21 protein-coding genes and 1 pseudogene are annotated in these 26,919 nt (G+C 37.2%); 19 read left to right on the top strand and 3 right to left on the bottom strand.

Annotation, left to right across the window (positions count from 1 at the left end):
* A pseudogene (locus tag ACEWB7_RS10190) lies at positions 1-134 on the top strand (IS982 family transposase); the annotation flags it as partial.
* Between the two features lie 195 nt (positions 135-329).
* Here ACEWB7_RS10190 and ACEWB7_RS10185 read toward each other — a convergent pair.
* Genes ACEWB7_RS10185 through ACEWB7_RS10175 form a run of 3 tightly spaced genes read right to left on the bottom strand, consistent with a single transcriptional unit; the run spans position 330 to position 4,083 of the window.
* Entirely contained in the window at positions 330-2,519 is a 2,190-nt protein-coding gene (locus ACEWB7_RS10185; RefSeq protein ID WP_411580722.1) for a polysaccharide biosynthesis tyrosine autokinase, read from the bottom strand.
* A 35-nt stretch (positions 2,520-2,554) separates the two neighbouring features.
* Positions 2,555-2,983 carry a low molecular weight protein-tyrosine-phosphatase gene (locus tag ACEWB7_RS10180; RefSeq protein ID WP_034706709.1) on the bottom strand — a complete coding sequence of 143 codons (429 nt, stop codon included), beginning with the start codon at positions 2,981-2,983 and terminating at the stop codon, positions 2,555-2,557.
* Positions 2,983-4,083, bottom strand: coding sequence for a polysaccharide biosynthesis/export family protein (locus tag ACEWB7_RS10175; protein WP_411580720.1), 1,101 nt, complete (start codon positions 4,081-4,083; stop codon positions 2,983-2,985). The genes ACEWB7_RS10180 and ACEWB7_RS10175 overlap by 1 nt, the downstream gene beginning before the upstream one ends.
* A 392-nt stretch (positions 4,084-4,475) precedes the next feature.
* Here ACEWB7_RS10175 and wecB point away from each other — a divergent pair, with 392 nt between their 5' ends.
* From wecB to ACEWB7_RS10085, 18 genes are all read left to right on the top strand, one after another.
* Positions 4,476-5,597 carry a non-hydrolyzing UDP-N-acetylglucosamine 2-epimerase gene (wecB, locus tag ACEWB7_RS10170; RefSeq protein WP_411580719.1) on the top strand — a complete coding sequence of 374 codons (1,122 nt, stop codon included), beginning with the start codon at positions 4,476-4,478 and terminating at the stop codon, positions 5,595-5,597.
* A gap of 18 nt (positions 5,598-5,615) precedes the next feature.
* A complete protein-coding gene (wecC, locus tag ACEWB7_RS10165) occupies positions 5,616-6,878 on the top strand; it encodes a UDP-N-acetyl-D-mannosamine dehydrogenase (RefSeq protein WP_411580718.1) in 1,263 nt (420 codons plus the stop codon).
* Positions 6,875-8,068 carry a hypothetical protein gene (locus ACEWB7_RS10160; protein ID WP_411580716.1) on the top strand — a complete coding sequence of 398 codons (1,194 nt, stop codon included), beginning with the start codon at positions 6,875-6,877 and terminating at the stop codon, positions 8,066-8,068. Before wecC ends, ACEWB7_RS10160 begins: the two co-directional genes overlap by 4 nt.
* Positions 8,065-9,264 carry an O-antigen polymerase gene (locus tag ACEWB7_RS10155; protein ID WP_411580714.1) on the top strand — a complete coding sequence of 400 codons (1,200 nt, stop codon included), beginning with the start codon at positions 8,065-8,067 and terminating at the stop codon, positions 9,262-9,264. The genes ACEWB7_RS10160 and ACEWB7_RS10155 overlap by 4 nt, the downstream gene beginning before the upstream one ends.
* The gene (locus ACEWB7_RS10150) at positions 9,265-10,347 is read left to right on the top strand and encodes a glycosyltransferase family 4 protein (protein ID WP_411580712.1); all 1,083 of its coding nucleotides are present in this window, start codon (positions 9,265-9,267) and stop codon (positions 10,345-10,347) included. It begins immediately after the preceding gene.
* Positions 10,344-11,486 (top strand): glycosyltransferase, encoded by a 1,143-nt coding sequence (locus ACEWB7_RS10145; protein ID WP_411580711.1) that lies wholly within the window; start codon positions 10,344-10,346, stop codon positions 11,484-11,486. Before ACEWB7_RS10150 ends, ACEWB7_RS10145 begins: the two co-directional genes overlap by 4 nt.
* 13 nt (positions 11,487-11,499) lie before the next feature.
* Positions 11,500-13,638, top strand: coding sequence for a bi-domain-containing oxidoreductase (locus ACEWB7_RS10140; RefSeq protein ID WP_411580710.1), 2,139 nt, complete (start codon positions 11,500-11,502; stop codon positions 13,636-13,638).
* Positions 13,635-15,446, top strand: coding sequence for a heparinase II/III family protein (locus ACEWB7_RS10135; protein WP_411580708.1), 1,812 nt, complete (start codon positions 13,635-13,637; stop codon positions 15,444-15,446). The genes ACEWB7_RS10140 and ACEWB7_RS10135 overlap by 4 nt, the downstream gene beginning before the upstream one ends.
* Positions 15,443-16,654 (top strand): glycosyltransferase family 4 protein, encoded by a 1,212-nt coding sequence (locus ACEWB7_RS10130; RefSeq protein WP_324528515.1) that lies wholly within the window; start codon positions 15,443-15,445, stop codon positions 16,652-16,654. Before ACEWB7_RS10135 ends, ACEWB7_RS10130 begins: the two co-directional genes overlap by 4 nt.
* A gap of 4 nt (positions 16,655-16,658) precedes the next feature.
* Positions 16,659-17,267 (top strand): sugar transferase, encoded by a 609-nt coding sequence (locus ACEWB7_RS10125; protein ID WP_411580706.1) that lies wholly within the window; start codon positions 16,659-16,661, stop codon positions 17,265-17,267.
* Positions 17,267-17,920, top strand: a complete 654-nt coding sequence (locus ACEWB7_RS10120; RefSeq protein ID WP_411580705.1) for an acetyltransferase — start codon at positions 17,267-17,269, stop codon at positions 17,918-17,920. Before ACEWB7_RS10125 ends, ACEWB7_RS10120 begins: the two co-directional genes overlap by 1 nt.
* Positions 17,921-17,951: 31 nt before the next feature.
* Positions 17,952-19,121 carry a DegT/DnrJ/EryC1/StrS family aminotransferase gene (locus ACEWB7_RS10115; RefSeq protein ID WP_411580703.1) on the top strand — a complete coding sequence of 390 codons (1,170 nt, stop codon included), beginning with the start codon at positions 17,952-17,954 and terminating at the stop codon, positions 19,119-19,121.
* Between the two features lie 135 nt (positions 19,122-19,256).
* A complete protein-coding gene (locus ACEWB7_RS10110; RefSeq protein WP_180025391.1) occupies positions 19,257-21,131 on the top strand; it encodes a polysaccharide biosynthesis protein in 1,875 nt (624 codons plus the stop codon).
* A 26-nt stretch (positions 21,132-21,157) separates the two neighbouring features.
* Positions 21,158-22,033: a UTP--glucose-1-phosphate uridylyltransferase GalU gene (gene galU, locus ACEWB7_RS10105; RefSeq protein ID WP_411580702.1), complete on the top strand. Its 876-nt coding sequence runs from the start codon at positions 21,158-21,160 to the stop codon at positions 22,031-22,033.
* A 15-nt stretch (positions 22,034-22,048) separates the two neighbouring features.
* On the top strand, positions 22,049-23,305 hold the full coding sequence (locus tag ACEWB7_RS10100; protein WP_180179685.1) for a nucleotide sugar dehydrogenase: 1,257 nt from the start codon (positions 22,049-22,051) through the stop codon (positions 23,303-23,305).
* Positions 23,305-24,960, top strand: a complete 1,656-nt coding sequence (pgi, locus tag ACEWB7_RS10095) for a glucose-6-phosphate isomerase (protein WP_411580701.1) — start codon at positions 23,305-23,307, stop codon at positions 24,958-24,960. The genes ACEWB7_RS10100 and pgi overlap by 1 nt, the downstream gene beginning before the upstream one ends.
* A 22-nt stretch (positions 24,961-24,982) precedes the next feature.
* Positions 24,983-25,999 (top strand): UDP-glucose 4-epimerase GalE, encoded by a 1,017-nt coding sequence (gene galE / locus ACEWB7_RS10090; protein WP_411580700.1) that lies wholly within the window; start codon positions 24,983-24,985, stop codon positions 25,997-25,999.
* 6 nt (positions 26,000-26,005) lie between these two features.
* Entirely contained in the window at positions 26,006-26,881 is an 876-nt protein-coding gene (locus ACEWB7_RS10085) for a beta-1,6-N-acetylglucosaminyltransferase (protein WP_411580699.1), read from the top strand.
* The last annotated feature ends 38 nt before the right edge of the window (positions 26,882-26,919 follow it).

Here is a 26,919-nt window from a genome sequence, read left to right as displayed (position 1 = left end):
GTCAGTACAATTTAGTGACAAGCAAAGCACGTAGTGTTCATGGATTTCTAGGAGGGATTTACGCGTCCTTGTGTGCATATCAACTGATCCATAAAAATAAGCCAACAATTCAAATTATGAAGTCATCGGCTTAAGCAGGATTCGGGTTATATTAAATAATTATTTTTAATTTTATCAGTCATTATAAGACTATAACTAACTTCATAGTAGGATAAATATAAAAAGCTTCAAACTAATCTGATTACTCTACCTTAGTTTGAAGCTTTATGATAACAATGAGGTTATCTTTATATTTAAGACAAATTTAATTGCTATGAATTAAATTTATCTTAATCACCATCTTTTGAAGCCTTATAAGCATACGCATAGTTATATCCGTACCCATAACCATTACCTGGCCCTTTTTGTACATCATTCAGAATAACACCATTAACTTTTACATTAGCCTGTTCAAAACGAGTAACAGTAATCTCAAGCTCTTTAATTTGTGTTTTACCATGACGTGCAATTAATAGATTTACACCAGCATATTGTGCAATGATGATGCCATCGGTCACAGCTAATACTGGTGGTGTATCAATCAATACGTAATCAAAACTAGCAGAAGCTTGGTCAAGAAAAACTTTGAACTTATCTGTACTGAGTAATTCAGATGGATTTACTGGACTTTTACCTCGAGTAACAAAGAATAAATTATCAACCTGTGAGTTTTGAACTACATCTTCATAGCTATTTTGATGATTTAATAGTTCGGATAAACCTGGTTGTACTTCTTTATTAAAATATTTATTTAAATAACCACGACGTAAATCACCATCAATCACTAATACGCGGCTTCCGCTTTGAGCCAAAATAGTTGCTAGGTTGGTAGTAATAAATGATTTACCAATTTCAGGGGCCGGACCCGAAAGTGCAATAATATTATTTTTGGCATTACTCAAAGCAAAATGGATTGCAGTACGCATACTGCGTAAGCTTTCAATTGCAATATCACTACTATCCTTAACCGCAAGAATAGGAATGCTCTTTTTCTTTTTCAGTAAATTGACGCGACTTTCTTGGAGAGGAGATCGAGGAACTGTTGCATATACAGGCAGATCTAACTCTCTTTCAATTTGTGCTGAATCTTTGATTCCCGAACGCATCATATTGCGCAATAAAGCAAGTAATGTTCCTAAAAAACCGCCTAAGAAAATAGATAAAATTATAATTTGTAATTTCTTTGGTTTAATCGGTTCAATTGGTTCTACGGCAGTATCAACAATACGTACATTACCAATTTCACCGGCTTTAGCGATGCGAAGTTGTTGATAAGTATTAAGTAATCCGGTATATAACTGTTGTTTAACTTCAACCTCACGATAAAGTTGTAAGTAACGACGTTGTAAATCAGGAAGCTGCTTTAAAGTATTACTCAATGCTGCAATTTTACTATTAATTGCACCGAGTTGAGCATTCATTTGTTCCATTACTGGATGTTCTTCAGTATAACGTGCAGAAGCTTCAGCAACTTTAAGTTCAAGTTCAGCTTTTTGTGTTTCTAGAGCAATACTTTGAGTCAAATACAGTTCTGATTCTTTAGTTAAGTCCACAGTATTATATTGTTGACGGAACTGGTTAAATTCACGTTCTACCTGATCTAGCTGTTGGCTCAACTCAGGGAGTTGTTCATCTAGAAACTTCAATGTTTGGGCAGATTCAGCTGAACGACGTTCAATATTTTGCTGGCTATAGGCTGTTAAGATGGCATTCAATACTTGAGTAATATGCTGTTTGTCCTGGCCCTGATAATTTAATCCAAGTACACCCGTCATTTTACCTTTTTCAGCCACTGAATAATTATTAAGTATGCGTTGCACTGCTGCAGGTAACGTCAGCTTTTTAATATTATAAGTAGAATCTAAGAGATCTTTGCTATAAATGGCAACTTTCCAAAGACCATATCTTGATTGAATTTGACTGGTTTGGTTTAAAGGAGCAGTAAATATAATTTCATTTGTTTCGGCATCAGTTAGATTATATTTATTATCATCAAAACTTAATAATAGATTTTTATTTTTAAAATAGTTCGGAATATCAAACTGTCTTACATCAAAACTTTGCTCATTATCTTTGAAGAGTACTGATTTTGTCGTATATTGGATATCATAATTATGATTTTTTAATAATCGATTCCAGATCGAATCTTCAGTACCAGAAATTACAAGGTCCAAGTTTAACTGGTTAATCACTGAGCCAAGCACAAGACGCGATTTTAAAATCTCAATTTCAGCTTGAGCAGGAGATTTTTGCTCAATCATATTAGAAAGGTCACCTAATAAAGCTGCTGATGCTCCTTTACTATCTTCTACTTGTACCAGGGCATCTACGTTATAGGTATCTGGAGTGATCCTTAGATATAATAAAGCTGCAATTAAACTCAATAATATACAGATCGTGATCAGTTTCCATTGAGCAATTAAGGAAAAAAATAATTCCTTCAGATCAATAGTATCTTCGGTATTGGCAGTTTGGCTCATAATTTAAATATCAAAAAGTGAAAATATTAAAAAACTTAAATATATTTTTTCCAGTCAGTAATGCAGTCTTGAATCAATCTACAAGTTTCATCAAAGACTGTTTGATCATGCTGATAAGGATCGGCAATATTTTTACTTTGCCAATGTCCCAGTCTAAAGGTTTTACCTTTAGCAAAAGGCCAGGTTTGTTCTATATGTTTTTGCTGATTTTGGCTCATGACTAATATTAGGTCGGCTTTTTTAATGAGTTCTGCATTCAGTTTTTTTGCAACATGAGGACTCATATCAATTCCAAAGCGTTGCATACATAGACTTGCTTTTTCATCAGCTGCATGACCAATTAAACCAGAAATACCTGCAGATTCAATATTTAAATGAGGATATTCCTGTTTTAAAAAATACTCTGCCATTGGGCTACGACAAATATTACCAATACAGACCACTAAAATATTGTTAATTTTCATTAGTTCCCCAAACGATCTAAATTATACAATGCATTTGAGAAAGGAATAACCTGGTTAACTACACGTTGCCAGCGTGCAAGACCTGAAGCATCTACATAAACAATATCATTGCTACGCATTTTAAACTGATTTGCTAGGCCAAAGTCCCCAATATTACTGAGATCCATATGATATATTTCTGTCATTGGAGAATTTATATTACTTCGTACTACATAGATTTTGCTGCGACTAGCAGAAAGTGGATTTAATCCCAAGCTTTCCCCAATTACATCGCTAAGACTCATGCCTTGGTCACGTATAGGTAGTGACTGGTTTTTACCTGACTCACCCATAACGTAAATTTTTTGATTCTCACGATTATTGACATATAGGGTGTCATTAGGCTGTATTAATAAATTATGTAGAGAGAATCCTGCTTTTTCTAATTCTAAGGTATTTAAACTATAGGAACGTCCTTCACGAACTAATGTAATAGAAGTATTATCACCTTGCTCAGGATTGATACCACCTGCCATTCCTAATGCTGTATAAACACTCACAGGTTGATCATTGAGATAAAACTGTCCACCTTTTACAACATTGCCCTGAACCGAATATCTTTTACCTTGATATGATAATACCCGAACGATGACATCCGGGGTCTTTAAGTAACGTGATAACTGACTACGTAATTCACGATTGACCTGGGCTACTGATTTTCCTGAAGCTTGATAGCGTCCAATAATTGGAAAATGAATATAGCCATCTGAATCGATCTGGAAGCCATTCGCTTGTGCAGACTGATCACTCGTAATATTACTTGCAGAGGTAAGTTCTGGATAAGCCCATAAATAAATAGATAAAATATCACCTGCACTCAACTGATAGCTGCGGTGTGATGTACTAAAAAGATGAGCATATTCTTGTTGAATATTATGTACAGCAGGCTGAGCAGCCATAATTGATTCTTGATCTAGCTTAATGACATTTACTGTAGTGCCTAGATCAGTTTGATAAACACCCTCACTAGGTAAGTCATTTGTTTGTAGACCAGAGGTGATTGCACACCCTGTAGTCGTAATACCACATGCCAATAAAACAGCTAATCGAAAGTGTCGCACAGGCTTTCCTAAATATTAATTTTTAGATTCATTCAAATTGGAGTTATTCTACCGAAGTTACCAGTTATATACATAACAATTTGTAACTTATTACCAGTTTTTTTTAAAGGAAAAAATTAGGTTTATAACAGATAATAATTGTATTAAATAAAATACCAAATTTTCACAAAAAATATACATTACTTTATAATTTAAGTTATTTGAGCACAAATCATAATAGAAATTTTATTGTTTTCTGATACTATTCGTGCCGAAACATGCGGACTCAGTAAGCAGTAAAGTGAGATTAAGCATTTTAAGATTATTATAGAGTGATTTTGGTAAGCCTAGTCAAGAGTTTAAATAAGGTACTCCGAAGTGGCCAGATCATATTCATTAAAAAGGCAGGTAAAGTGAAAAAAAAGGTATTGCTAGTATTTGGTACAAGACCAGAAGCTATTAAAATGGCGCCGTTAGCACTGCAATTAAAACAACAAGACAGTTGCTTTGAAACAAAAGTCTGTGCGACGGGGCAACACCGTCAAATGCTAGATCAGGTACTTAAGCTATTTAGTTTGACTCCAGATTTTGACCTTAATTTAATGAAGCCTGGCCAAACCCTATCGGATATTACTTCAGGTGTATTAAAAGGTTTGGAGCAAGTTTTCACAGAGTGGACGCCAGATGTGGTACTGGTACATGGTGATACTGCAACGACTTTTGCAGCTTCATTAGCCGCCTATTATCACAAAATTTCAGTAGGCCACGTAGAAGCAGGTTTACGTACGGGTGATATTTATTCCCCTTGGCCAGAAGAAGCCAATCGTAAGCTTACGGGCGCATTAACTACTTATCATTTTGCACCAACCCAGTCATCTTATAATAATTTAATTAAAGAAAATATTAGCCCTGAAAATATTACGATTACAGGTAACACAGTTATTGATGCGTTATTAACTGTAAAAGAAAAAGTTGAAAATGATCAAGAGATTATTTCTCAATTTGAACAGCAATTCGATTTCTTGGATTCTACTAAAAAACTGATTTTAGTCACAGGACATCGTCGTGAGAACTTTGGTCAAGGCTTTCTAAATATCTGTTCAGCTTTGGCAAATATTGCAAAACAATATCCTGATGTGCAAATTGTGTACCCTGTACACTTAAATCCAAATGTACAAAAGCCTGTGAATGAACTGCTATCGGGTATTTCTAATATTTATTTGATTGCACCGCAAGATTACCTGCCTTTTGTATATTTAATGAACCGAAGTTATTTAATTCTGACTGACTCTGGCGGTATTCAGGAAGAAGCACCTTCATTGGGCAAGCCGGTATTGGTTATGCGAGATACGACGGAACGCCCGGAAGCGGTAGAGGCGGGTACAGTAAAACTGATGGGAACGGATGCAGCACTGATACAACAGTCTGTGGTTGAGCTGCTAGAAAATACTGAATTATATGAAACAATGGCAGCAGCACATAACCCTTATGGGGATGGAACAGCCTGTAAACAGATTATTGAAGCTTTAAAGTAATAAAGAAGGTTAAAAAGAATGCAACAGTTTAATCATATTTGTGTCATTGGCTTAGGTTATATCGGTTTGCCAACAGCAGCAACTTTTGCTGCACATGGTGTAAAAGTTACAGGTGTAGATGTTAATCCACGCGCGGTAGACTTAATTAATCAGGGGAGGGTTCATATTGTAGAACCCGACCTAGATGCCTTGGTGCGAGATGTAGTTGCACAACAGAAATTATCTGCTCAACTTCAGCCATGCGAGGCTGATGCTTATATTGTGGCAGTACCTACGCCATTTAAAGATAATTATGAGCCTGACCTAAAATATATTGAAGCGGCTGCCAAAGCTTTAGCACCATTTTTAAAAACAGGTAATCTGGTAATTTTAGAGTCTACCTCACCAGTAGGTGCAACTGAGCAAATGGCAGCATGGTTGAGTGAAGCACGCTCAGATTTAACCTTTCCTCAAACCCATGGTGAGCAAGCCGATATTTTAATTGCCCACTGTCCAGAGCGTGTGTTGCCAGGTAAAGTGTTACAAGAGCTGATTAGCAATGATCGTATTGTTGGTGGAATGACACCTCGTTGTTCGCAAGCGGCAATTGATTTATACAAGGTTTTTGTAAAAGGCGATTGCATTGAAACCAATGCACGTACCGCAGAAATGTGTAAATTGACTGAAAACTCATTCCGCGATGTGAACATTGCTTTTGCCAATGAGCTTTCTATTATTTGCGACAAGTTAGATATCAATGTGTGGGAGTTGATTCAGCTTGCAAATCGTCACCCACGAGTTAATATTTTACAACCAGGCCCAGGAGTAGGAGGTCACTGTATCGCGGTTGACCCATGGTTTATTGTGTCTAAAACCCCAGAGCAAGCCCGTTTAATTCGCACTGCACGTGAAGTAAATGATGCAAAGCCAGAATGGGTTATTGATCAGGTTAAAATTAAGATTGCAGAGTTTTTACAGGCAAACCCTGAAAAAACGATTAAAGACGTTACAGTTGCTTGTTATGGTTTAGCATTTAAACCAGATATTGATGACTTGCGTGAAAGTCCTGCTTTAGAGATTACTAAAAAGCTAGCTCAGATAGGTTTAAATATTTTTGCAATTGAACCTAATATTCAAGTTTTACCTGTTAAATTACCATTAAATGTAAAGTTAATTGAATTTGAAGCGCGTGATGAAGCTGATATTCACTTAATCTTAGTGGACCATAAACAATTTAAAAAATTATTTAAAAATCAGGAAAAATCTAATTTTATTATAGATACAAAAGGTCTATTTAATTGAAACAAGCAGTATTTTCAATAGGCTATACTTTCACGGCTAAAAGTTTTATTTTTATAATAAACTATTTAGCAGTGACGTATTTAGTTTTGGAGGAGTATGGGGAATTCTCCTTATTCCTTTCAACGATTACAAGTTGTGTGGTCATAGCAAGTCTAGGCTTACTTTACTCTGGAAACGTTGTTGTTTCAAAATGGCTAGTTAAAAATAAAGCTTTCGTAGCAGATTACTTCAAAATTTCAATACTCATCATTGCGATTTTATCTTTTGTTTTTTCTATTCTATCTTACATTTTAACTGACTATTTCTTTGAATCTTTTTTTGCTATATTTTTTTTTAGTTTAGGGGTATTGTTTGAAAGTTTTTTTTATGGAAATTCAAGATATAAAGAATTATTTATTTTTGGTTTTTTAAATTTAATTATCTCAGTTGCTTTATTTTTTGCTTTAATTAAAGGTTTTAGTCTATATGGTGCAATCTTAGGCTTTATTTTTTCTAAAACAATAATTGTTATACTACAATTTAGTCAATTTTTAAAAAATTTCACTAATTTTTTTAATTTCAAACTGGCTAAAAAAAAATCTGTCTTTATTTATTTTAAAAAATTTAATGCACCTTTATTACTATCTTCTATTATTTCGGGGCCAATTTTAACCCTAATACTTTATATGCTTTCTTATTTTAGAGGTAATGAAGAAGTTGCTATTTATTCTTGGTGTTACCAAATTTATTTATTAGGTATGTTCGTTCCGGCTTCTTTAGGATCCTATTATTTAACTATTTTAAATAAAAAAGACAAGCAAGATAAGTTGGGTTTGATGAGGAAAATAACATTATTTAATGTTTCTTCTACCTTGTTGACCATATTGGTGCTGGCCTTAATATCACCGTTCCTTTTAAGTGTGAGTGAACTCTCAAACAATCCTATGGCTAAATATATATTTTTTTATTTTTTAATATGTATGTTCTTTTATAGCTTAAATTTAAGTTATATGAGTTTGTGGGTGTCTGTTGGGAAATCTTACTATCACTTTAGGATGCAATTATTATGGTCGATAGTTTCTTTAACTTTAATTTATTTCTTTGTAAGTAAATATGGTGCAATAACTCTACCATTAAGTATGGCTGTAGCTTATTTGATACAGTATATTTATCAATCATTAAAATTAAAAGAAGAGATTAAGATGTTATGAATCCAATATTTTTAATATTATTTGGAATTTTTGTAAATTTTTTTGGTTGGTATATCATCAATGAGTATGTCAAATTTTTTGGAATGTATTCAACTGAAATTATTTTTAATAAAACATATTGGGCTTCATCTATATTAGATACAGGTATTTTATATGCTGTCATTTTTATAATTGGATGTTTTTTAACTTCAAAATTGAAGAAAAATATAAAAAATTATCCAAGTAAAAATGAGTATAAATTTTATAGAGGATATGCTTATATATTTATTACTATGTTGATAGTTGGTGGAATTGCTTTTAATATTCTAAACTTTAACTTTAGTGGTTCGTTAGATAATAGAGGTGTTGATCAATTTAATAGGGATATAACAAGTGCTCTAAGTCGAATGTATTTGTTATTTGTTCCTATTTTAACTTTTTATAGGTTATCTTTTAAAGATGGCTTAAGTATAAAGATATATTGGTTATTCTTGATAACTGTTTTAATTTCATCTTTGCTATCTGGTGATAGGCGAATAATCTTCTATTTTGCCTTTTCTTATTTAGTAATTAAATTTTATGAAAATACGCATGTAACATTTAATTATAAAGTATTTATTAAAAAAATATCTATTTTATTTTTTTCCTTTCTTTTCTTCATATTTTTGTATGTTAGGAGAGCTGGTGATATAGAAAGTGAGCTTGCTCAAATAGGATTTTTAATAATTTATCCTGTATTAGGTGCATTAGGTATTAGTGCTATTTTACCAGAGGTTAAAAGTTTAATAGTAAATAGTACTGGATACCTATATGGTAGAAGTTTTTTGATGTATATTTTTTCACTGATTTTTCCAAGTTTTATTCTATATTTTTTAGGTGGAGATGAATTTTATTTTAGATCTTCCTTATATTTTAATGAGCTATTTAATGATAATCCAAATATGGGTTATGATTTTATGATGATTGCTGATTTTTATTGGAATTTTGGATATTTGGGATATCTTCTCTATATTATAATGGTGTTTTTTATATTTAACTTCTTAATAAGTAGAAAGGTTTTAAATAATCCAAAATATCAAGGTGTAGCTGCTATGTTGGTAGTGTTTTTTGTAGCTAGTCAAAGATCAGACTTTGGTTTATTTTTAAAATCATTTATTTATACATCTATATTATACTTAATGCTTTATTATTTCTTTCCTAAAAGAAAGGTTAACTAAATGAATATCTTTATTTGGATGAATATTCCTTCACATCATCAATCACAGTTCTTTGATGCTTTAAATAAAGTGTGTTCAAAATTTAAAGTTTATTATTATGGAAAGGTTCCAGCTAGCCGTAGTGAAATGGGGTGGAAAGATGATATTAAACTTAAGAGTTATGAGACTTATATAGAGCCTGAAAGTTTCGAATTAAATCTAGTCGATTTGCGAGAGTATATTCATATCTTGCCAGGTTATGGTCACCCCTTGTTAATTAAACTGCGTAATTATTTTTCTAAAAACAATATTAAATGGGTTCATTGGAGTGAAAAGTCACGTACAGGAATCTATTGGTATTTATCATTTTTTAAGAAAAAATTACATGCAAGATATATAAATAAATTTGCGTTAGGGGCTCTAGCAATAGGAAACCAAGCTGAATCTGATTTTATTAATTGGGGGGTTAGAAGAGAAAAAATAGAAATTTTACCTTACTCCTTTAATAGTTTAAATTATAGGTTACCTGATCAAAAAATTTTGTCTTTTAAAAAAAATAGATTTGCTTTTCTATTTGTAGGAGCATTATGTAAGCGTAAGGGGGTTGATATACTATTAGAAGCATTTTCTAATAGTTTTAAAGGAGATGTTCAATGGTGTTTAATATTAGTTGGAAATCAAAAAAAAGATATCAATTGTGAGGATATTGTGAATAAGCTTGGCATCAAAGATCAAGTTTTTTTTAGAGATGTAATATCTTCTAATGACATCATGAGTGCTTATAAAGCAGCTGATATTTTTATTTTACCTAGTCGGCATGATGGTTGGGGAATGGTTGTTAATGAAGCTGTTTATTGTAATTTACCTGTAATTGTATCGGATGCTGTAGGTGCATCAGAACATTTAGTGCAGTCTGGCAGAAATGGATTTGTTTTTAAGTCTAATCATGTTGAGTCATTAGCAGAACAAATGCTGAAGTATAAAGATGCTCAATTGATAGATAGACATAAAAAAAGCACTAGAGAAATTTTTTCTAAATATTCAAGTGATAGTTTGTCGAAACATCTGGTTGATATTTTAAAGACTTGGATGAGCAAAAAATGAAGATTTTTCTAGACTGTAGTTTGTTGAGTATTGGTGGTGGAATACAGGTAGGGTTAAGTATTATTCAAAATATAGTCCATGACCCTGACATTGAGACAATCGTGGTATGTACACCACAGATCGATGCACAGATCGATGAATCTTCAAAACAGAAATTGAAAGCTTACCATGTCGTTCCGAATGTTCCATTTTATAAAAAAAGAGATCAGGGAAATTATATTCGCCAGCTAGAGCAAAAACATAAACCTGATTTGGTTTTTACTGTTTTTGGCCCGTCTTACTGGCGTTCTGAAACTAAAAATATTCAAGGCTTTGCACTTGGGAAAATGCTTTATCCCGAGATTAGAAAGTTCTATCCATCTAAAATCTCCCGTTTTAAAGAAGCTTTATTTGATTTTATTAAACAGAAGTTTTTCTTTAAAAATGTTGATAATTTTTTAGTTGAAACTGAGGTTGTGAAAGCACGTCTTGTTGATAAATTTAATATTTCATCTGAGAAGATTTATGTAATTAGTAACAGTTATAGTCCAGCCTTTGAAAAAAGGCTTCAGGAAAGAAAAGAGCATGTTTCCCCTGATGAGTCTGTAACGACGATATTCGTACCAGCAAGCTTTTATGTTCATAAAAATCTATTAATTCTTCCAAAAGTATTATCGGAATTGAAAAAGTTAAATGATAAAAAAGTGATTTTGAAATTTACGGTACCTGTAAATTCTGCTGGGTGGGAAGAGATCAGCAAGAGTGCTGTCGAATATGAAGTACTCGATCAAATAAAGACTGTGGGGCATGTTCCTAACCATCTAATTTGTGATGAATATTTATCATCCTCCTTTGTACTTTGTCCTAGTCTTGTAGAGTCTTCTACTGCTGTATTCCCTGAGAGTTTTATTGCTGAACGGCCATTACTGGTTTCAGACAGGGACTTTGCAAGAAATTTATGTGGTGATGCAGCGTTATATTTTGATCCGCTAGATGCAGGGGATATCGCACGTAAAATTGATGCTCTTCTTAAAAATGTACAACTTCAACAAAAATTATTAGATGCTGCAATTAATGTGTTGCATAAAAATTATTTATCTCCAGCTGAAAAATGGGAACAGCAACGTTTATTGCTTAAGAAATTAGTGAATTCACAATAGTTTAGGTTTGATTATGAAACAAATCCTTCAAGATATGGCAAAAGGCGGTACAACTGTAACCGAAGCACCAGTACCACAGTGCTCTAAAGGGCATTTACTTATTTCCACCACTACTTCGCTTATTTCAGCAGGTACAGAGCGCATGTTAGTCGGTTTTGGTAAAGCCTCTATGTTAGACAAGGCGCGCCAGCAACCAGAAAAAGTAAAAATGGTTCTTGAGAAAGTCCAAACAGATGGGCTGCTTACTACCTATGACGCAGTAAAGTCCAAACTGGCACAACCTTTACCACTTGGTTATTGTAATGTAGGTATAGTTCATAAAGTTGGGGTAGGTGTAGAAGACTTTAAAGTTGGTGATCGTGTTGTTTCAAATGGTCCACATGCAGACATGGTCAAAGTACCGAAAAACCTATGTGCAAAAATACCCGACAATGTAGCCGATGAAGCAGCTTCTTTTACAGTTGTTGCCAGTATTGGTTTGCAAGGCATTCGTCTGGCACAACCAACCATAGGTGAAAGCTTTGTGGTTACAGGTGCTGGCTTAATTGGCTTACTCACCATTCAAATGCTAAGAGCAAATGGCTGCCGTGTATTGGCTATTGACTTTGACCAAAGCAAACTCGAATTGGCTAAGCAGTTTGGTGCAGAAGTCTGTAACCCTGCCAAAGGTGAAGACCCTGTTGCTGCAGGTTTAGCATTTAGCCGTGGTGCAGGGGTAGATGGTGTCATTATTACTGCATCAACTAAAGTGAGTGATCCTGTTACACAAGCCGCGCGTATGAGCCGCAAACGCGGACGTATTATTTTAGTTGGTGTAACAGGTTTAGAGTTAAATCGTGCAGACTTCTATGAAAAAGAACTTAGCTTTCAGGTGTCATGTTCTTATGGACCAGGTCGTTACGATGCTGCTTATGAAGAAAAAGGACAGGATTACCCGGTAGGATTTGTTCGCTGGACAGAACAGCGTAACTTTGTTGCAGTGTTGGATATGATGGCGGCAGGCACATTAAATGTAGATGCCTTAATTACCCATCGTTTTGAATTTGAAGATGCGCCAAAAGCTTATGATGTTTTAACAGAAGATAAATCAGGTTTGGGTATTTTACTTAAATACAATTCGGCCGTAGAAACACGAACAGAAAAGAAAGTCATTTTAAAACCAATTCAGATTGATGCACAAAATGCTGTCGTTGGTTTTATTGGTGCAGGCAATTATGCTTCACGTATTTTAATTCCTGCATTTAAAAAAGCGGCTTCACAACTGCATACCATTGTAACTTCTGGTGGTATTAATGGGGTGATTCATGGTGAAAAGGCAGGATTTGCAGAAGCATCGACAGATATAGATGCTTTATTAAATAATAAAGATGTAAACACTGTAGCAATTGCAACACGACATAATAGTCATGCCTACTTTGTAGAAAAAGCACTGTTAGCGGGTAAAAATGTTTTTGTAGAAAAGCCATTGGCATTGACGGTAGAAGAAATAGAGAAAGTTGAACAGGCTTATAATCACAATATAGAAAATAAACAATATGCTCGTGTCATGGTGGGCTTTAACCGTCGTTTTGCACCTCAAGTGCAAAAAATGAAAGCCTTGCTAGACACGGTTAAAGAACCTAAAAGCTTTATTATGACTATGAATGCAGGTGCGATTCCTGCAGATCACTGGACACAGGATAATGCAGTAGGCGGTGGGCGTATTATTGGTGAAGCATGTCACTTCATAGATTTAATGCGCTTTTTAGCAGGTTCAAAAATTGTGTCTGTTCAAGCTAGACGTATGGGTGAAACTGATGCTGTACAAGTCCTTGAAGATAAAGCAAGCATTACTTTAGGTTTTGAAGATGGTTCATTTGGAACAATTTTCTATTTGGCGAATGGAGCATCAAGTTTTCCTAAAGAGCGAGTAGAAGTCTTTGCTGCAGGCCGTGTATTACAACTGGATAACTTCCGTAAACTTAAAGGTTTTGGCTGGTCTGGCTTTAACAAAATGAATTTGTGGCGTCAGGACAAAGGGCAAGATGCTTGTGCGGCTGCTTTTGTTGAGAGTATTCGTCAAGGCAAAGAGTCACCTATTCCAGCAGATGAGATCTTTGAAGTTGCACGTATGACCATTCAAGCCGCTGAAATTTTACGGGCTCAGACATGAGTGTATTTATAAAGGGGAAAACAGCCTTAGCATTAGGGCTGTTTAACTTATTTCGAGTTTTTAAATACCGTTTAGGTGTCAAAACAGGGTTAAATCCTGTACAAAAACTTGCTGCAAAAATGCCTGAGGGGCAATTTTTTAATACTACGCCCGAGTGTACTAAGGTAAAAAACTTTCCTAAAACCTTACAGGCTTTTGGTTATTTGGAATATCCTTTAACACAGGGTATTCCCAACTGGTTTTATAGTCCGTTAACCCAGTATGAGTTTCAAAACAGTCATTTGGCTTGGTATAAAATTCCAGATTTTGATGCAAATGTAGGTGATATTAAAGGTATTTGGGAAGCTTCGCGTTTTGATTGGGTACTCAACTTTGTTCTGCAAGCTCAACAACATAATGATGAAGCACTGCATGTGTTAGATGCGTGGTTAAACGACTGGTGCCAGAAAAATGCTGCCTATTTAGGGCCCAACTGGAAATGTGGGCAAGAAGCCTCTATTCGGGTCATGCATTTAATTGCAGGCTTAATTGGTTTAAATCAACTGACACAACCGAGTCAAAATATACAGCAACTTATAGCATTACATTTAAAACGGATTGCACCTACCATTGATTATGCAATTGCCCAAGACAATAACCATGGTACTTCTGAAGCGACAGCACTTTTTATAGGTGGGGCATTACTCAATCATGTGACACCTAAACCAGAATATAAAGCATGGCGAGAACTTGGGCAGAAGTGGTTGGAAAATCGAGCTCAAAAACTGATTATGGCAGATGGTGGATTTAGCCAATATTCAGTGACTTATCATCGTGTCATGCTAGATTCATATAGTTTGGCAGAGATTGTACGGCAGCAACTCAATTTAAAAGCATTTTCTGATGTTCTTTATCATCAATTGCTAAAAGCAACCAACTGGCTGTATGTGCTTACACAAGAAACAAGTGGCGATGTACCCAATATTGGTGCAAATGATGGCGCGCGCTTGTTGGCTGTTTCTGCAACAGATTATCGGGATTTTAGGCCCAGCGTACAATTAGCCAGTACTTTATTTGCAGCGCAGAGTTATTATGCAGATCAAGGAACTTATGATGAAAGTTTGGCTTTTTTTAAACTAGATAAAAAAGTAGTAAATCTTTCAAGCGTCCCTCAAAAAGATCAATTTTTTTCTAAAAGTGGTTTGATTACTGCGCAAAAGCGCAATTTCTTTATTGCATTCAAACTGCCTGTTTTTAAGTTTAGACCGAGCCAGTGCGATGCCTTACATTTAGATGTTTGGTGGAAAGGGCAAAATATTTTACGGGATGGCGGTACGTATAGTTACAATTCTACACCAGAAGATTTAGAGTACTTTAGCGGTGTTGCCAGTCATAACACGGTACAATTTGATGGGCATCAGCAAATGCCTCGCTTAAGTCGTTTTCTGTTTGCTGCATGGTTAAAGCCGAGTCAACTAAATTATCAACCAGATCAGTTTAACTGTGCTTATCAGGATTATTGGGGATGTAAACACAAGCGGGAAGTTGCACTCAAAGATCAGAGTATTCAAGTGACAGATACAATTTCTGGTTTTAAAACACAGGCTGTTTTAAGGTGGCGTTTACAACCAGACCGGTGGCAATTGCAAGGCAATGTCCTGAGCAACGGTCACATCAGTATTGTGGTTCATTCAGAATCAAAGTTAACACTGCAATTGGTGCAGGGTGAAGAGTCAAGATACTATTATCAAAAACAGTCTTTACCTGTACTGGAAATTAAAGCAACTCAAGCAACAAGTATTACTACGGTTATTCAAGACTTAACATGAAAATTCTATACTTCCACCAGCATTTTTCTACGCCCAAAGGTTCTGCGGGTATTCGCTCTTATGCCATGGCTCAAGCACTTATTCGCAATGGTCATCAGGTCACAATGGTATGTGGCTCATTTGGTGCAGGGCAGACAGGGTTAACCCAAGCATTTGAAAATGGAATGCGTCGGGGGGTAGTCGATGGAATTGAAATTATTGAGTTTGAATTACCATATTCAAATAGTCTTTCGTTTTTAAAACGGATTTTAATTTTTTTAAGCTTTGCTTTTAAATCAATTAAAGTAGCATTTACAGAACAATATGATGTGCTATTTGCAACCACTACACCACTTACAGCAGGTATTCCAGGTGTTTTTGCAAAATGGCTACGTCGTAAACCTTTTGTATTTGAAGTCCGTGATTTATGGCCAGAACTACCTAAAGCGATGGGGGTGATTAAAAATCCAATTGTATTGTGGATGATGTCTATATTGGAGTGGGTGTCTTACCATTCAGCAGACCGTTTGGTTGGACTATCGCCAGGTATCGTAGAAGGTATTGTCAAACGTGGTATTGATCCAAAAAAAGTGGCATCTATTCCAAATGGCTGTGATTTAGATATTTTTGCCCAAGAACAACAGGCTTGGCGTCCTGAACAGGTAAAAAGTACTGATTTAATGGCAATTTTTACGGGGACACATGGTTTAGCCAATGGTTTAAATGCAGTCATTGATGTGGCTGTTGAGCTACAGCAGCGTAAAAGAGAGGATATTAAGCTAGTATTGGTGGGGGATGGAATGCAAAAGCAAGCCCTACAGCAGCGCGCTACAGACTTAAAACTGAACAATATTATTTTTCATGATCCAGTAAATAAAACCAAGCTAGCAGGCCTCATGGCAAGTGCCGACGTGGGATTGCAAATTTTAGCCAATGTGCCTGCATTTTATTATGGTACTTCTCCAAACAAGTTCTTTGATTATATTGCAGCTGGTTTACCTGTGTTGAATAACTATCCTGGCTGGTTAGCGGAATTAATTCAACAAAAACATTGTGGTTTTGCTGTGCCACCTGAAAATCCTCAAGCTTTTGCCGATGCGTTGGAATATGCGGCAGATCATCGTGATGAGCTTGTGGTCATGGGCGAAAATGCACAGAATTTAGCCCGTTCTCAGTTTAACCGTCAGGAACTTTCGCAAAAATTTGCTGAGTGGGTAACGCAAGGATAATGTAATGTTAAAACGCCTCCTCGATATTATTATTGCTTCCATTGCCCTCATTTTACTGTCACCACTGTATTTTTATGTGGCACATAAAGTGAAAAAGAATTTAGGTTCGCCCGTTTTATTCCGTCAGGTGCGCCCCGGTTTACATGGTAAACCGTTTGAAATGATCAAATTCCGCACCATGAAAGATGCAGTAGATGCACAAGGCAATCCGCTGCCGGACAGTGAGCGATTAACCCCTTTTGGTAAAATGCTGCGTTCTAGTAGTCTGGATGAAATGCCAGAACTTTGGAATGTCATTAAGGGCGATATGAGCATCGTCGGACCACGCCCACTACTCATGGAATACTTACCGTTATATAACCAAGAACAAGCCAAACGCCATGATGTAAGACCGGGTATGACCGGTCACGCGCAGGTCAATGGCCGCAATGCCATTAGCTGGGAAGAAAAATTTAAACTCGATACCTGGTATGTCGAAAATCAGTCGATTTGGCTCGACTTTAAAATCATGTTTAAAACGGTACATAAAGTTTTAGCAAAAGATGATATCAGTGCCGAGGGTGAGGCGACCATGACACGCTTTACTGGCTCACAACGCAAGGACGAAATATAATGAAAGCTTTATTTATTGCTGTGTATGGTGCAAGTGGTTTTGGTAAAGAAGTTATGCCATTGGTTCGCCAGCAATTTCCTACCTTAGCCAAAGAAAACTTCGTTTTCATCGATGATGGCCAAGCTGGCAATAATTTAAATAGCTATGCTGTTCTAAGTTATCAGGATTTTCTCGCCAGACCACATACCCATAAGGCTGTAACCATTGCTATCGCAAATAGTCAAGTTCGTGAAAAACTGGTTCAGCGTTTAAATGGGGACCAGATACAGCATCTAGATGTTCATGCAGGCAATACAGTTATTCTAGATGAGGTCCATATTGGTGAAGGGAGCTTACTTTGTCCTTTCACTTGTCTGACATCCAATATCAAAATTGGAAAATTCTTTCATGCCAATATTTATAGCTATATCGCTCATGACTGTATCATTGGTGATTATGTCACCTTTGCTCCTGGGGTGAAATGCAATGGCAATATCCATATCGAAGACCATGCCTATATTGGTACAGGTGCCGTGATCAAACAGGGTACACCTGACAAACCTTTGGTGATTGGCAAGGGTGCCGTAGTCGGTATGGGCGCAGTCGTCACCAAAAGCGTACCACCGGGCGTCACGGTGATCGGTAATCCGGCACGAATTCTAGAGAAAAAATAAGCTTTTCAATTTTAAAAATTCAGGACACATCATGTTAAATACTGTATTTGAACCATGGCCAAGTTTTACTCAGGAAGAAGCGGATGCAGTTTCCCAGGTTTTATTGTCGAATAAGGTCAACTACTGGACCGGACAGGAATGCCGTGAGTTTGAAAAAGAATTTGCTCAATTTGCTGGTACACAATATGCAGTAGCCTTGGCGAATGGTACCGTGGCGCTCGATGTGGCTTTAAAAGCACTGGGTATCGGGGCAGGGGATGATGTCATTGTCACCTCACGTACCTTTCTGGCTTCAGCCAGTTCCATTGTGACCGCGGGAGCAAATCCAATTTTTGCCGATGTTGAACTGGATTCACAGAATATCTCGCGCCGTACCATTGAAGCAGTCATTACGCCGAATACCAAGGCTATCATTTGTGTCCATCTGGCCGGCTGGATGTGCGACATGGACCCGATCATGCAGCTGGCTTCCGATAAAGGCCTGTATGTGATTGAGGACTGTGCCCAAGCCCATGGTGCCGTGTATAAAGGAAAATCTGCAGGTTCAATCGGTCATATTGGTGCCTGGTCATTCTGTCAGGATAAGATCATGACCACTGGCGGTGAAGGCGGCATGGTCACTACCAATGATGAAAACTTATGGAAAAAAATGTGGTCTTATAAAGATCATGGTAAAAACTTTGACAGTATATATAACAAACAGCATCCACCGGGATTCCGCTGGTTACATGACTCTTTTGGTACGAACTGGCGCATGATGGAAATGCAGGCTGTGATTGGACGGATTCAATTGAAAAAGATGTCCGAATGGACAGCACAGCGTAATGCAAATATGGAAAAAATTTATGCTGCATTTGCAGATAGCCCATATTTTACAGTTCATCGTCCATCCGATGATTATGTACATGCTGCTTATAAATGCTATGTACAAGTTAATACTGATGCTTTACCAGAAGGCTGGTCACGTGACCGAATCATGAATGAAATTAATGCCGAAGGTGTACCATGCTTTAGTGGGTCTTGTTCAGAAGTCTACCTGGAGCATGCTTTTGATGGCACGCCATGGCGTCCAAAAGAGCGTTTAAAGAATGCTCAAAAACTGGGTGAAACCAGTCTAATGTTCCTCGTGCATCCAACGTTAACAGAAAATAATATTCAAACAACTAAAGATGTTATTCAGCAGGTGATTAGTCGCATATAATTCTCTAGGATTCAATCATGTAAAGTGTATCTTTATAGGTACACTTTAAACATTTATCCAAGTTTTTACCTCAATTCTCTCTAATATTTAATATGGGGTAAAAATTTATAAATAATTATTGAGAAGACACAGCAAGTGAAATCTATCATTCTACCTTTAGTTGAATCTCCACGTGCGGCTAAACAGACATTTTTAGTGATTTTGGACTTCTGCATATTTCCCGTCCTGATCTGGCTTTGCTATGCCATTCGTCAATTCGATCTGGGTGCAGAAGTCGTTCCCAATATTCCTTTTGGTACAGTTTGGGTTAGTGCCATTGCCGTATTGGCTTTATTTGTTTGTGGTGTTTATCGGTTTATTGTTCGTACTTTTAATGAATTTTTTATTGTTAAATTAGGGCTAGCCACTGTTCTGGCAGTCATTGGTTTGTATTTGCTTGCGTATGCCACACATGCGTTCATTCCTACTTCTATTCCTTTGATGTTTGGCTTCATGATGTTTGCCTGGGTCTGGTTTAGTCGGGGATTGATCCGCTTTATTGTTCGTTCTTACTTATATGCAGGAGTATCGAAAAAACGGATTGCCATTTACGGTGCAGGTTATGCGGGACAGCAGGTTGCAGCAACTTTAAATCGTTCTAATGAACATTTACCAGTCATGTTTATTGATGATAATCCTTCATTGAGCGGTCAGAATATTGGGGGAATTCAAGTTTATGCGCCAGAAACTGCATTAAAATCTTTTACCAAACTACGTATTGATGAAATTCTGATTGCTCTTCCTTCAGTGGGACGTATCCGCAAAAGCGAGATTGTAAAATTTTTAGAACCTGCCCATTTAAAAATTACTGAAATTCCAGGGCTGACTAAACTGGTCAATGGTGAAATTCGAGTTTCTGATATTCAGGAAGTCGATATTATTGACCTTTTAGGACGTGATCCAGTTCCTCCAGTAGCAGAACTACTAGAAAAAAATATCAAAGATAAAGTCGTGATGGTTACAGGGGCAGGAGGCTCCATTGGCTCAGAGCTATGTCGTCAAATTATTAAAAATCAACCGGTAAAACTTATTATCTATGAGCTGACAGAGTTTGCTTTATATAGTATCGATAAAGAATTACGTCTTAGTGCCAGCTGTGAAATTATTCCAATTCTAGGTTCGGTAGTGGATGAAAGTAAACTGGAACGGGTCATTGAGCAATACGGTGTTCAAACCGTCTATCATGCTGCTGCTTATAAGCATGTTCCTTTAGTAGAATGTAATCCATTGGCCGGCTTAAAAAATAATGCGGTAGGGACGGCCTTTAGTGTCAATGCTGCAGTCAAAAAAGGGGTCGAGACCTTTGTATTGATTTCGACTGACAAGGCGGTACGACCAACCAATGTGATGGGGGCTACCAAACGTATGGCAGAGCTTTATTGTCAGGCCATGGCGGAAGCACAGAATCAAACCCAAATTAGTATTGTACGTTTCGGGAATGTCTTGGGTTCATCGGGTTCGGTTGTCCCCTTATTTAAGCAGCAGATTGCCAAGGGTGGACCTATCACTGTCACTGATCCTGAAGTGACACGTTTCTTTATGACAATTCCTGAAGCTTCGCAGTTAGTGATTCAGGCAGGTGCTTTAGGCACAGGTGGCGATGTATTCCTGCTCGATATGGGGGAGCCAGTGCGAATCCAAGATCTGGCTCGTCAAATGATTTCACTGAGTGGCTTAAAGGTGAAAGACAGTCAAAATCCCGATGGTGACATTGAAATCCAATACACAGGACTGCGTCCAGGTGAAAAACTATATGAAGAGCTGTTAATTGACCAGGAAAATACAGAGATTACTTCACATAAGCGAATTTTAAGATCAGTAGAAAAGCATTATCCTTTAGCTGAAATTCTGGAAGTATTTAATCGTATGCATGTGCTGACAGCGACTCAGAGTGATGTGGACTGGGCATTAATGCAGCTTGAACATTATGTCGATGGTTATCAGCGTGGTCAGGAAATTAAAGTAAATTAAAGTTGGAAATAATTAGGTTGAATAACATGATTAAAAAAGCAATTCTCCCTGTTGCAGGGCTTGGCACACGTTTTTTACCAGCCAGCAAATCCATTCCCAAAGAAATGGTGACGGTAGTTGACCGTCCGGCAATTGAATATGTGGTAAAAGAGGCGATTGCAGCTGGAATTGAGCAAATTATTTTGGTGACGCATTCTTCCAAAGCATCGATTGAAAATTACTTTGATCGTAACTTTGAACTTGAAACTACACTTGAGCAAAAAAATAAAACCGATTTGCTTAAAGAAGTTACTGAAATTTTACCCCCTCATGTTAGTGTGATTAGCGTACGTCAGCCACAACCTTTAGGCCTGGGTCATGCGGTACTTTGTGCTAAAGCTGTCATTGGTGATGATGACTTTGCTGTCCTGTTGCCGGATGTTCTGGTTAAGGATCAAGATACTCAAAATGACCTGTCTCGTATGATTCAACGTTATGAACAATTTCATGCATCACAAATCATGGTTGAGGCAGTTCCTGATCATCTGGTTGATCAATATGGGATTGTGGATGTTTCAGCTTCGCCTGCGGAGGGTGAAAGCACGGTGATGCAAGGTATTGTGGAAAAGCCGGCGATTGGTACTGCCCCGTCGAATTTATCTGTGGTAGGTCGTTATATCCTTCCTGCAAAGATTATGCATTTACTGGAGCAGACACCGAAAGGGGCAGGCAATGAAATCCAGTTGACTGATGCGATTGCACTATTGCAGCAAACAGAAGTTGTCGAAGCTTATCGGATGAAAGGTCAAACCTTTGATTGTGGTAGTAAGCTCGGCTATCTTAAGGCTGTATTGCATTATGGTGTAGATCATCCCAAACTCGGTGCTGAATTTAAAGCATTGATTCAGGAACTCGCCTTATAATAAAAAAGGGATACTATGAAAGTCGCAGTATTAGGAAAAACCTTATTCTCGGGGGTCATTTCGGCCCTGTTAGCTGAATGTGGTCATCAGGTCGTATGGTGTAATAGCTTCAATACAGGTGAGCCTGCTCGAACTTACTTTCAGGATGAATCCTTACAACTATTATTACAAAAACAGGAAGAATCCGGTTTTTTAAACTGTTGTGATTTTCAGCATCTGAATTTTAATCAGGATGTCTTTTTCTTCAGTTTTAATGCGACGGAAGAGCAACTGGCATTTCAGATGTTAAATACCATTCATCATGCCTGCTTTGCGCACCCTAAACTGATGATTAATGCATCCACCTTTGGTTTGCATGGTACAGCGCGATTCCAGCAACTTTTACCGAATGATGACTGGGTCTATCTTCCAGATATTATTCAGGAAGGAAATGCTATACGCAGTTTCGTTCAAGCGACTCAACTGATTGTGGGTTGCGATCAGCCAGATGTACAGCTCAAAGTTAGAGAGTTGTTACGTCCCTTGTTCCCTCGTGCCCAGCAATATCTGTTTATGCCTATTCTGGATGCAGAATTTACCAAGTTGAGTATTTCCGGCATGTTGGCTACCCGGATCAGTTATATGAATGATCTGGCGAGCGTTGCTGAAAAACTGGGAATTGATATTGAGCAAGTCCGTCAGGGTATGGCGGCAGATAATCGTATTGGTTCGGCTTATTTATTTCCAGGTGTGGGCTTTGGTGGAGAAAACTTTTCTCATGATATCCGGACACTGACCCACGCCGTAGCAGATTCAGGGGTGAAAAACCAGTTACTGGAACAGGTGTGGGATATCAACGAGCAACAGAAAGAATTGTTATTCCGGAAGTTGTGGAATTACTTCCGTGGAGACCTACAAGGGAAAACAGTCGCCATCTGGGGAGCTGCATTTAAAGAAAATACGCCAAGTATCCAGCAATCTCCGGTACATGCCATGTTGGCAGCATTGTGGGCACAAGGTGCGACAGTGAAATTGCATGATCCACAGGCTTTGACCAATATTGAACAGATTTATGGTCAACGTAGCGATTTAATTTTATGTGAAGACCAGTATCAGGCAGTAGAAGATGCAGATGCATTGTGTTTAATCACGGCCTGGAAACAGTATGGTAGCCCGGATTATGCTTATCTCAGCAAGTTGATGCAGCATCCTTTGATTCTGGATGGACGTAATCTCTATGACCCTGCTTATATCAAGTCACGCGGTTTTAACTATATTGGGGTGGGACGTTGATGTTAGACCAGCTTAAATCAGACCAGAATAGCAATAATGCTTATAAAAAGCTGAATTCTGTAAAAGAAAAATTGAAATCGATCCATTTACGCCAACTCTTTGCAGCAGATCCTGAACGGTTTAACCAATACTCGGTGCAATTTGAACAGGTAGTTTTTGACTATAGCAAACATAGAGTCAATCATGATGCTGTGCAGCATCTGATTGAATGGGCAGAGACACAAAATCTAAGATCCTGGATCGGGTCCTTATTTTCAACTCAGACGATTAACTATACTGAACAACGTGCTGCCATGCACTGGGCCTTACGTTTGCCGAAAGAGGATCAACAGCATGAAGATCTGGCAGCTGAAGTTCATGCTCAGCTAGACCGTATGTATGCTTTGGTCGAGCAGATTCATGCCGGACAACGCCGTGGCGCTACCGGTGAAGTCATTCAGGATGTAGTGAATATCGGGGTAGGGGGATCTGACTTAGGGCCGTTAATGGTTAGTCATGCGCTCTCGGATTTCAAATATCAATCTGCCAAACCCTTGAATGTGCATTTTGTATCGACGATGGATGGTAGCCAGCTATCTGAATTGCTGCATCAGTTACGTCCGGAAACCACGCTTTTCATTATTTCTTCCAAGTCATTTGGAACGATTGATACCTTATCCAATGCTCAAACAGTGCGTTTATGGCTGGAAAAATCTTTAGGCCAGCATCCTTCTATTGTGAAGCATCATTTTATTGGGGTATCCACTAAACCTGAAAAAATGACAGCCTGGGGAATTGCACCCGAAAATCAGCTGTTGTTATGGGAGTGGGTCGGTGGGCGTTATTCTCTCTGGTCGTGTATTGGTTTGCCGATTGCACTCAGTATTGGAGTGGACGGTTTTAAACAACTGCTTGCTGGTGCTTATGCCGTAGATCAGCATTTCCAGTACAAGCCTCTGGAACAGAATATTCCAGTATTAATGGGCTTACTGGGTGCCTGGAATACAAATTTTCTGGATATTCAGACCCATGCGATCTTGCCTTATGATGGACGTCTGAAATATTTCGCGTCTTATTTGCAGCAACTGGAAATGGAGTCCAATGGTAAATCCATCCAGCGCAATGGTGAAAAAGTACAGCTCGACACTTGTCCGATTATTTGGGGCGAAGTTGGACCAAACGCCCAACATGCCTTTTATCAGCTGTTACATCAAGGCACCCAAGCAGTCAGCTGTGATTTTATTGCTCCTGTTAAACGTTATAACAGTCAACAATATACTTATGTTGATAATGCTGATGCTTTGATTGAACAGCATCATCTGGCTTTATCTAACTGTTTGGCACAATCACGTTTACTGGCATTTGGTAATGATGCCTTGGATCAAACTGAATTGCAGGGTTTACCAGCTTATAAACAATATGAGGGTAACCAGCCAAGCAGCACTATTTTATTACAGGAATTAAATCCTTATAGTCTGGGAATGCTGATTGCGTTATATGAGCATAAAGTTTTTGTGCAGTCGGTACTGTGGAATATTAATCCATTTGACCAATGGGGCGTAGAAAAAGGTAAGGAAATTGCCAATCAGTTATTGCCTATACTGAATGGTGAGCAAACTGATATTAGCGGTTTAGATGGTTCAACCCAGGGTTTGATTAAAATCCTAAAAGCTTGATTAAAATTGAATTAGGAAAGATATGGCTAAAATTTTAGTAACGGGTGGAGCAGGTTATATTGGTTCACATACCTGCTTGGAACTATTAAATACTGGGCATGACGTCGTAGTATTGGATAATTTATCCAATAGCTCGGTTGAGTCTTTAAATCGTGTCCAGCAGTTGGCTCAAAAAAGCCTGAAATTTGTCGAAGGTGATATTCGGGATAGTCAGATCCTAGATCGAATATTCCAGGAAAATACCATTGATGCGGTGATTCATTTTGCTGGTTTAAAAGCAGTTGGTGAAAGTCAACAAATTCCATTAGCTTATTTTGATAATAATATTGCTGGTTCAATTAGCCTGGTGCAAGCGATGGAGCGAGCTCAGGTTTTTAAACTGGTATTTAGCTCGTCTGCAACTGTCTATGACGAAGCCAATATTTCTCCGTTAAATGAAGAAATGCCAACAGGTATGCCAAGTAATAATTATGGGTATACTAAATTAATTGTAGAACAGATTCTAGAAAAACTAGCAATTGCAGACACACGTTGGTCAATTGCCTTATTGCGCTATTTTAATCCGGTAGGTGCACATAAAAGTGGCCAGATCGGAGAAGATCCACGAGGGATTCCAAATAATCTAATGCCTTATGTGACTCAAGTCGCTGTAGGTCGTCGTGAAAAACTATCTATTTTTGGTAATGACTATAACACAGTAGATGGGACTGGAGTACGTGATTATATTCATGTGGTTGATTTAGCTAATGCACATTTATGTGCATTAAACAATCGACTAACATCTCAAGGATGTAGAGCTTGGAATATTGGCACAGGGAATGGAAGTTCAGTTCTTCAAGTTAAAAATACTTTTGAACAAGTAAATGGAATAAATATTGCATTTGAATTTGTATCGCGTCGTGAAGGTGATGTGGCAACTTCATTTGCAGATAATAAACGTGCAATAGAAGAATTAGGATGGGCACCACAGTATGGTTTGGAGGATATGCTAGCTGATAGCTGGAAATGGCAAAAGCAGAATCCCCATGGATATGGATAATAAAATATGAATTTTATTTATGGGATTATGTGTCATCAATTAACTAATCCACTTGTTTATCTTGTAAATGAGCTGATTAAAAGTCCTAATAGTAAAATTTTAATTCATGTAGATAAAAAATCAGATCTTGATCATATAAAAAAATCGTTACCAAGCAGCTCACAAATAGAATTTTTGAAAGAAAGAGTGGATGTACATTGGGGTGGCTATACTCAAATTGAGGCCACTCTAAAACTTTTAAATTATGCTAACCAATTTGATTACAGGTATTTTTCTTTATTGTCTGGTGATGATATTCCTTTAATGCCTATTGAAAGTATAGAAAAATATCTTTTAAGCAGTGATCAGGAATATATCGGTTATGAACTTCCAGCAGATCCGAGAAGCCGGATTAAATATTTATATCCAGATTTCTTTTTTATTAAAGAAAAATCAATTTCAGAGAAAATTAAATGCAAACTAATTATTCTTTTACATAGACTTGGTTTCTATACTCAAAATATAGAAGGGTTGCCAAAACTATATAAAGGATCTTTATGGTTTATATTAAGCTATCAGGCGGTTCAATATATTTTGGATTTTATAAAAACTAATAAAGACTATGATTTGGCCTTTAGAAAATCACTGTGTGCCGATGAAGTATATTTTCACACCATTATTCAGAATTCATATTTTCAGGAAAGAATTTACCATCCAGAAGATGAGGAACAAGTGTCTGAAGGGGGATTAAGATATATCGACTGGATGTCAGGACCAGATTATCCCAAAATTTTAGATGAGTCTGATTTTGATAAGATGAAACAATCAGGCATGTTATTTGCCAGAAAAGTGAAGGCAAATATCGACATAGATCTGCTCAAACAATATTTTCAATATTCATAATAAAAAGCCTCTTCAAAATGGACAGTTCGTCTAATCTG

Source organism: Acinetobacter sp. NIOH-H-8 (genome assembly GCF_046635365.1).
Classification (GTDB): Bacteria; Pseudomonadota; Gammaproteobacteria; order Pseudomonadales; family Moraxellaceae; genus Acinetobacter.
The sequence above is the reverse complement of the archived record's forward strand: the minus strand, read 5'-3'. Positions and strand labels throughout refer to the sequence as shown.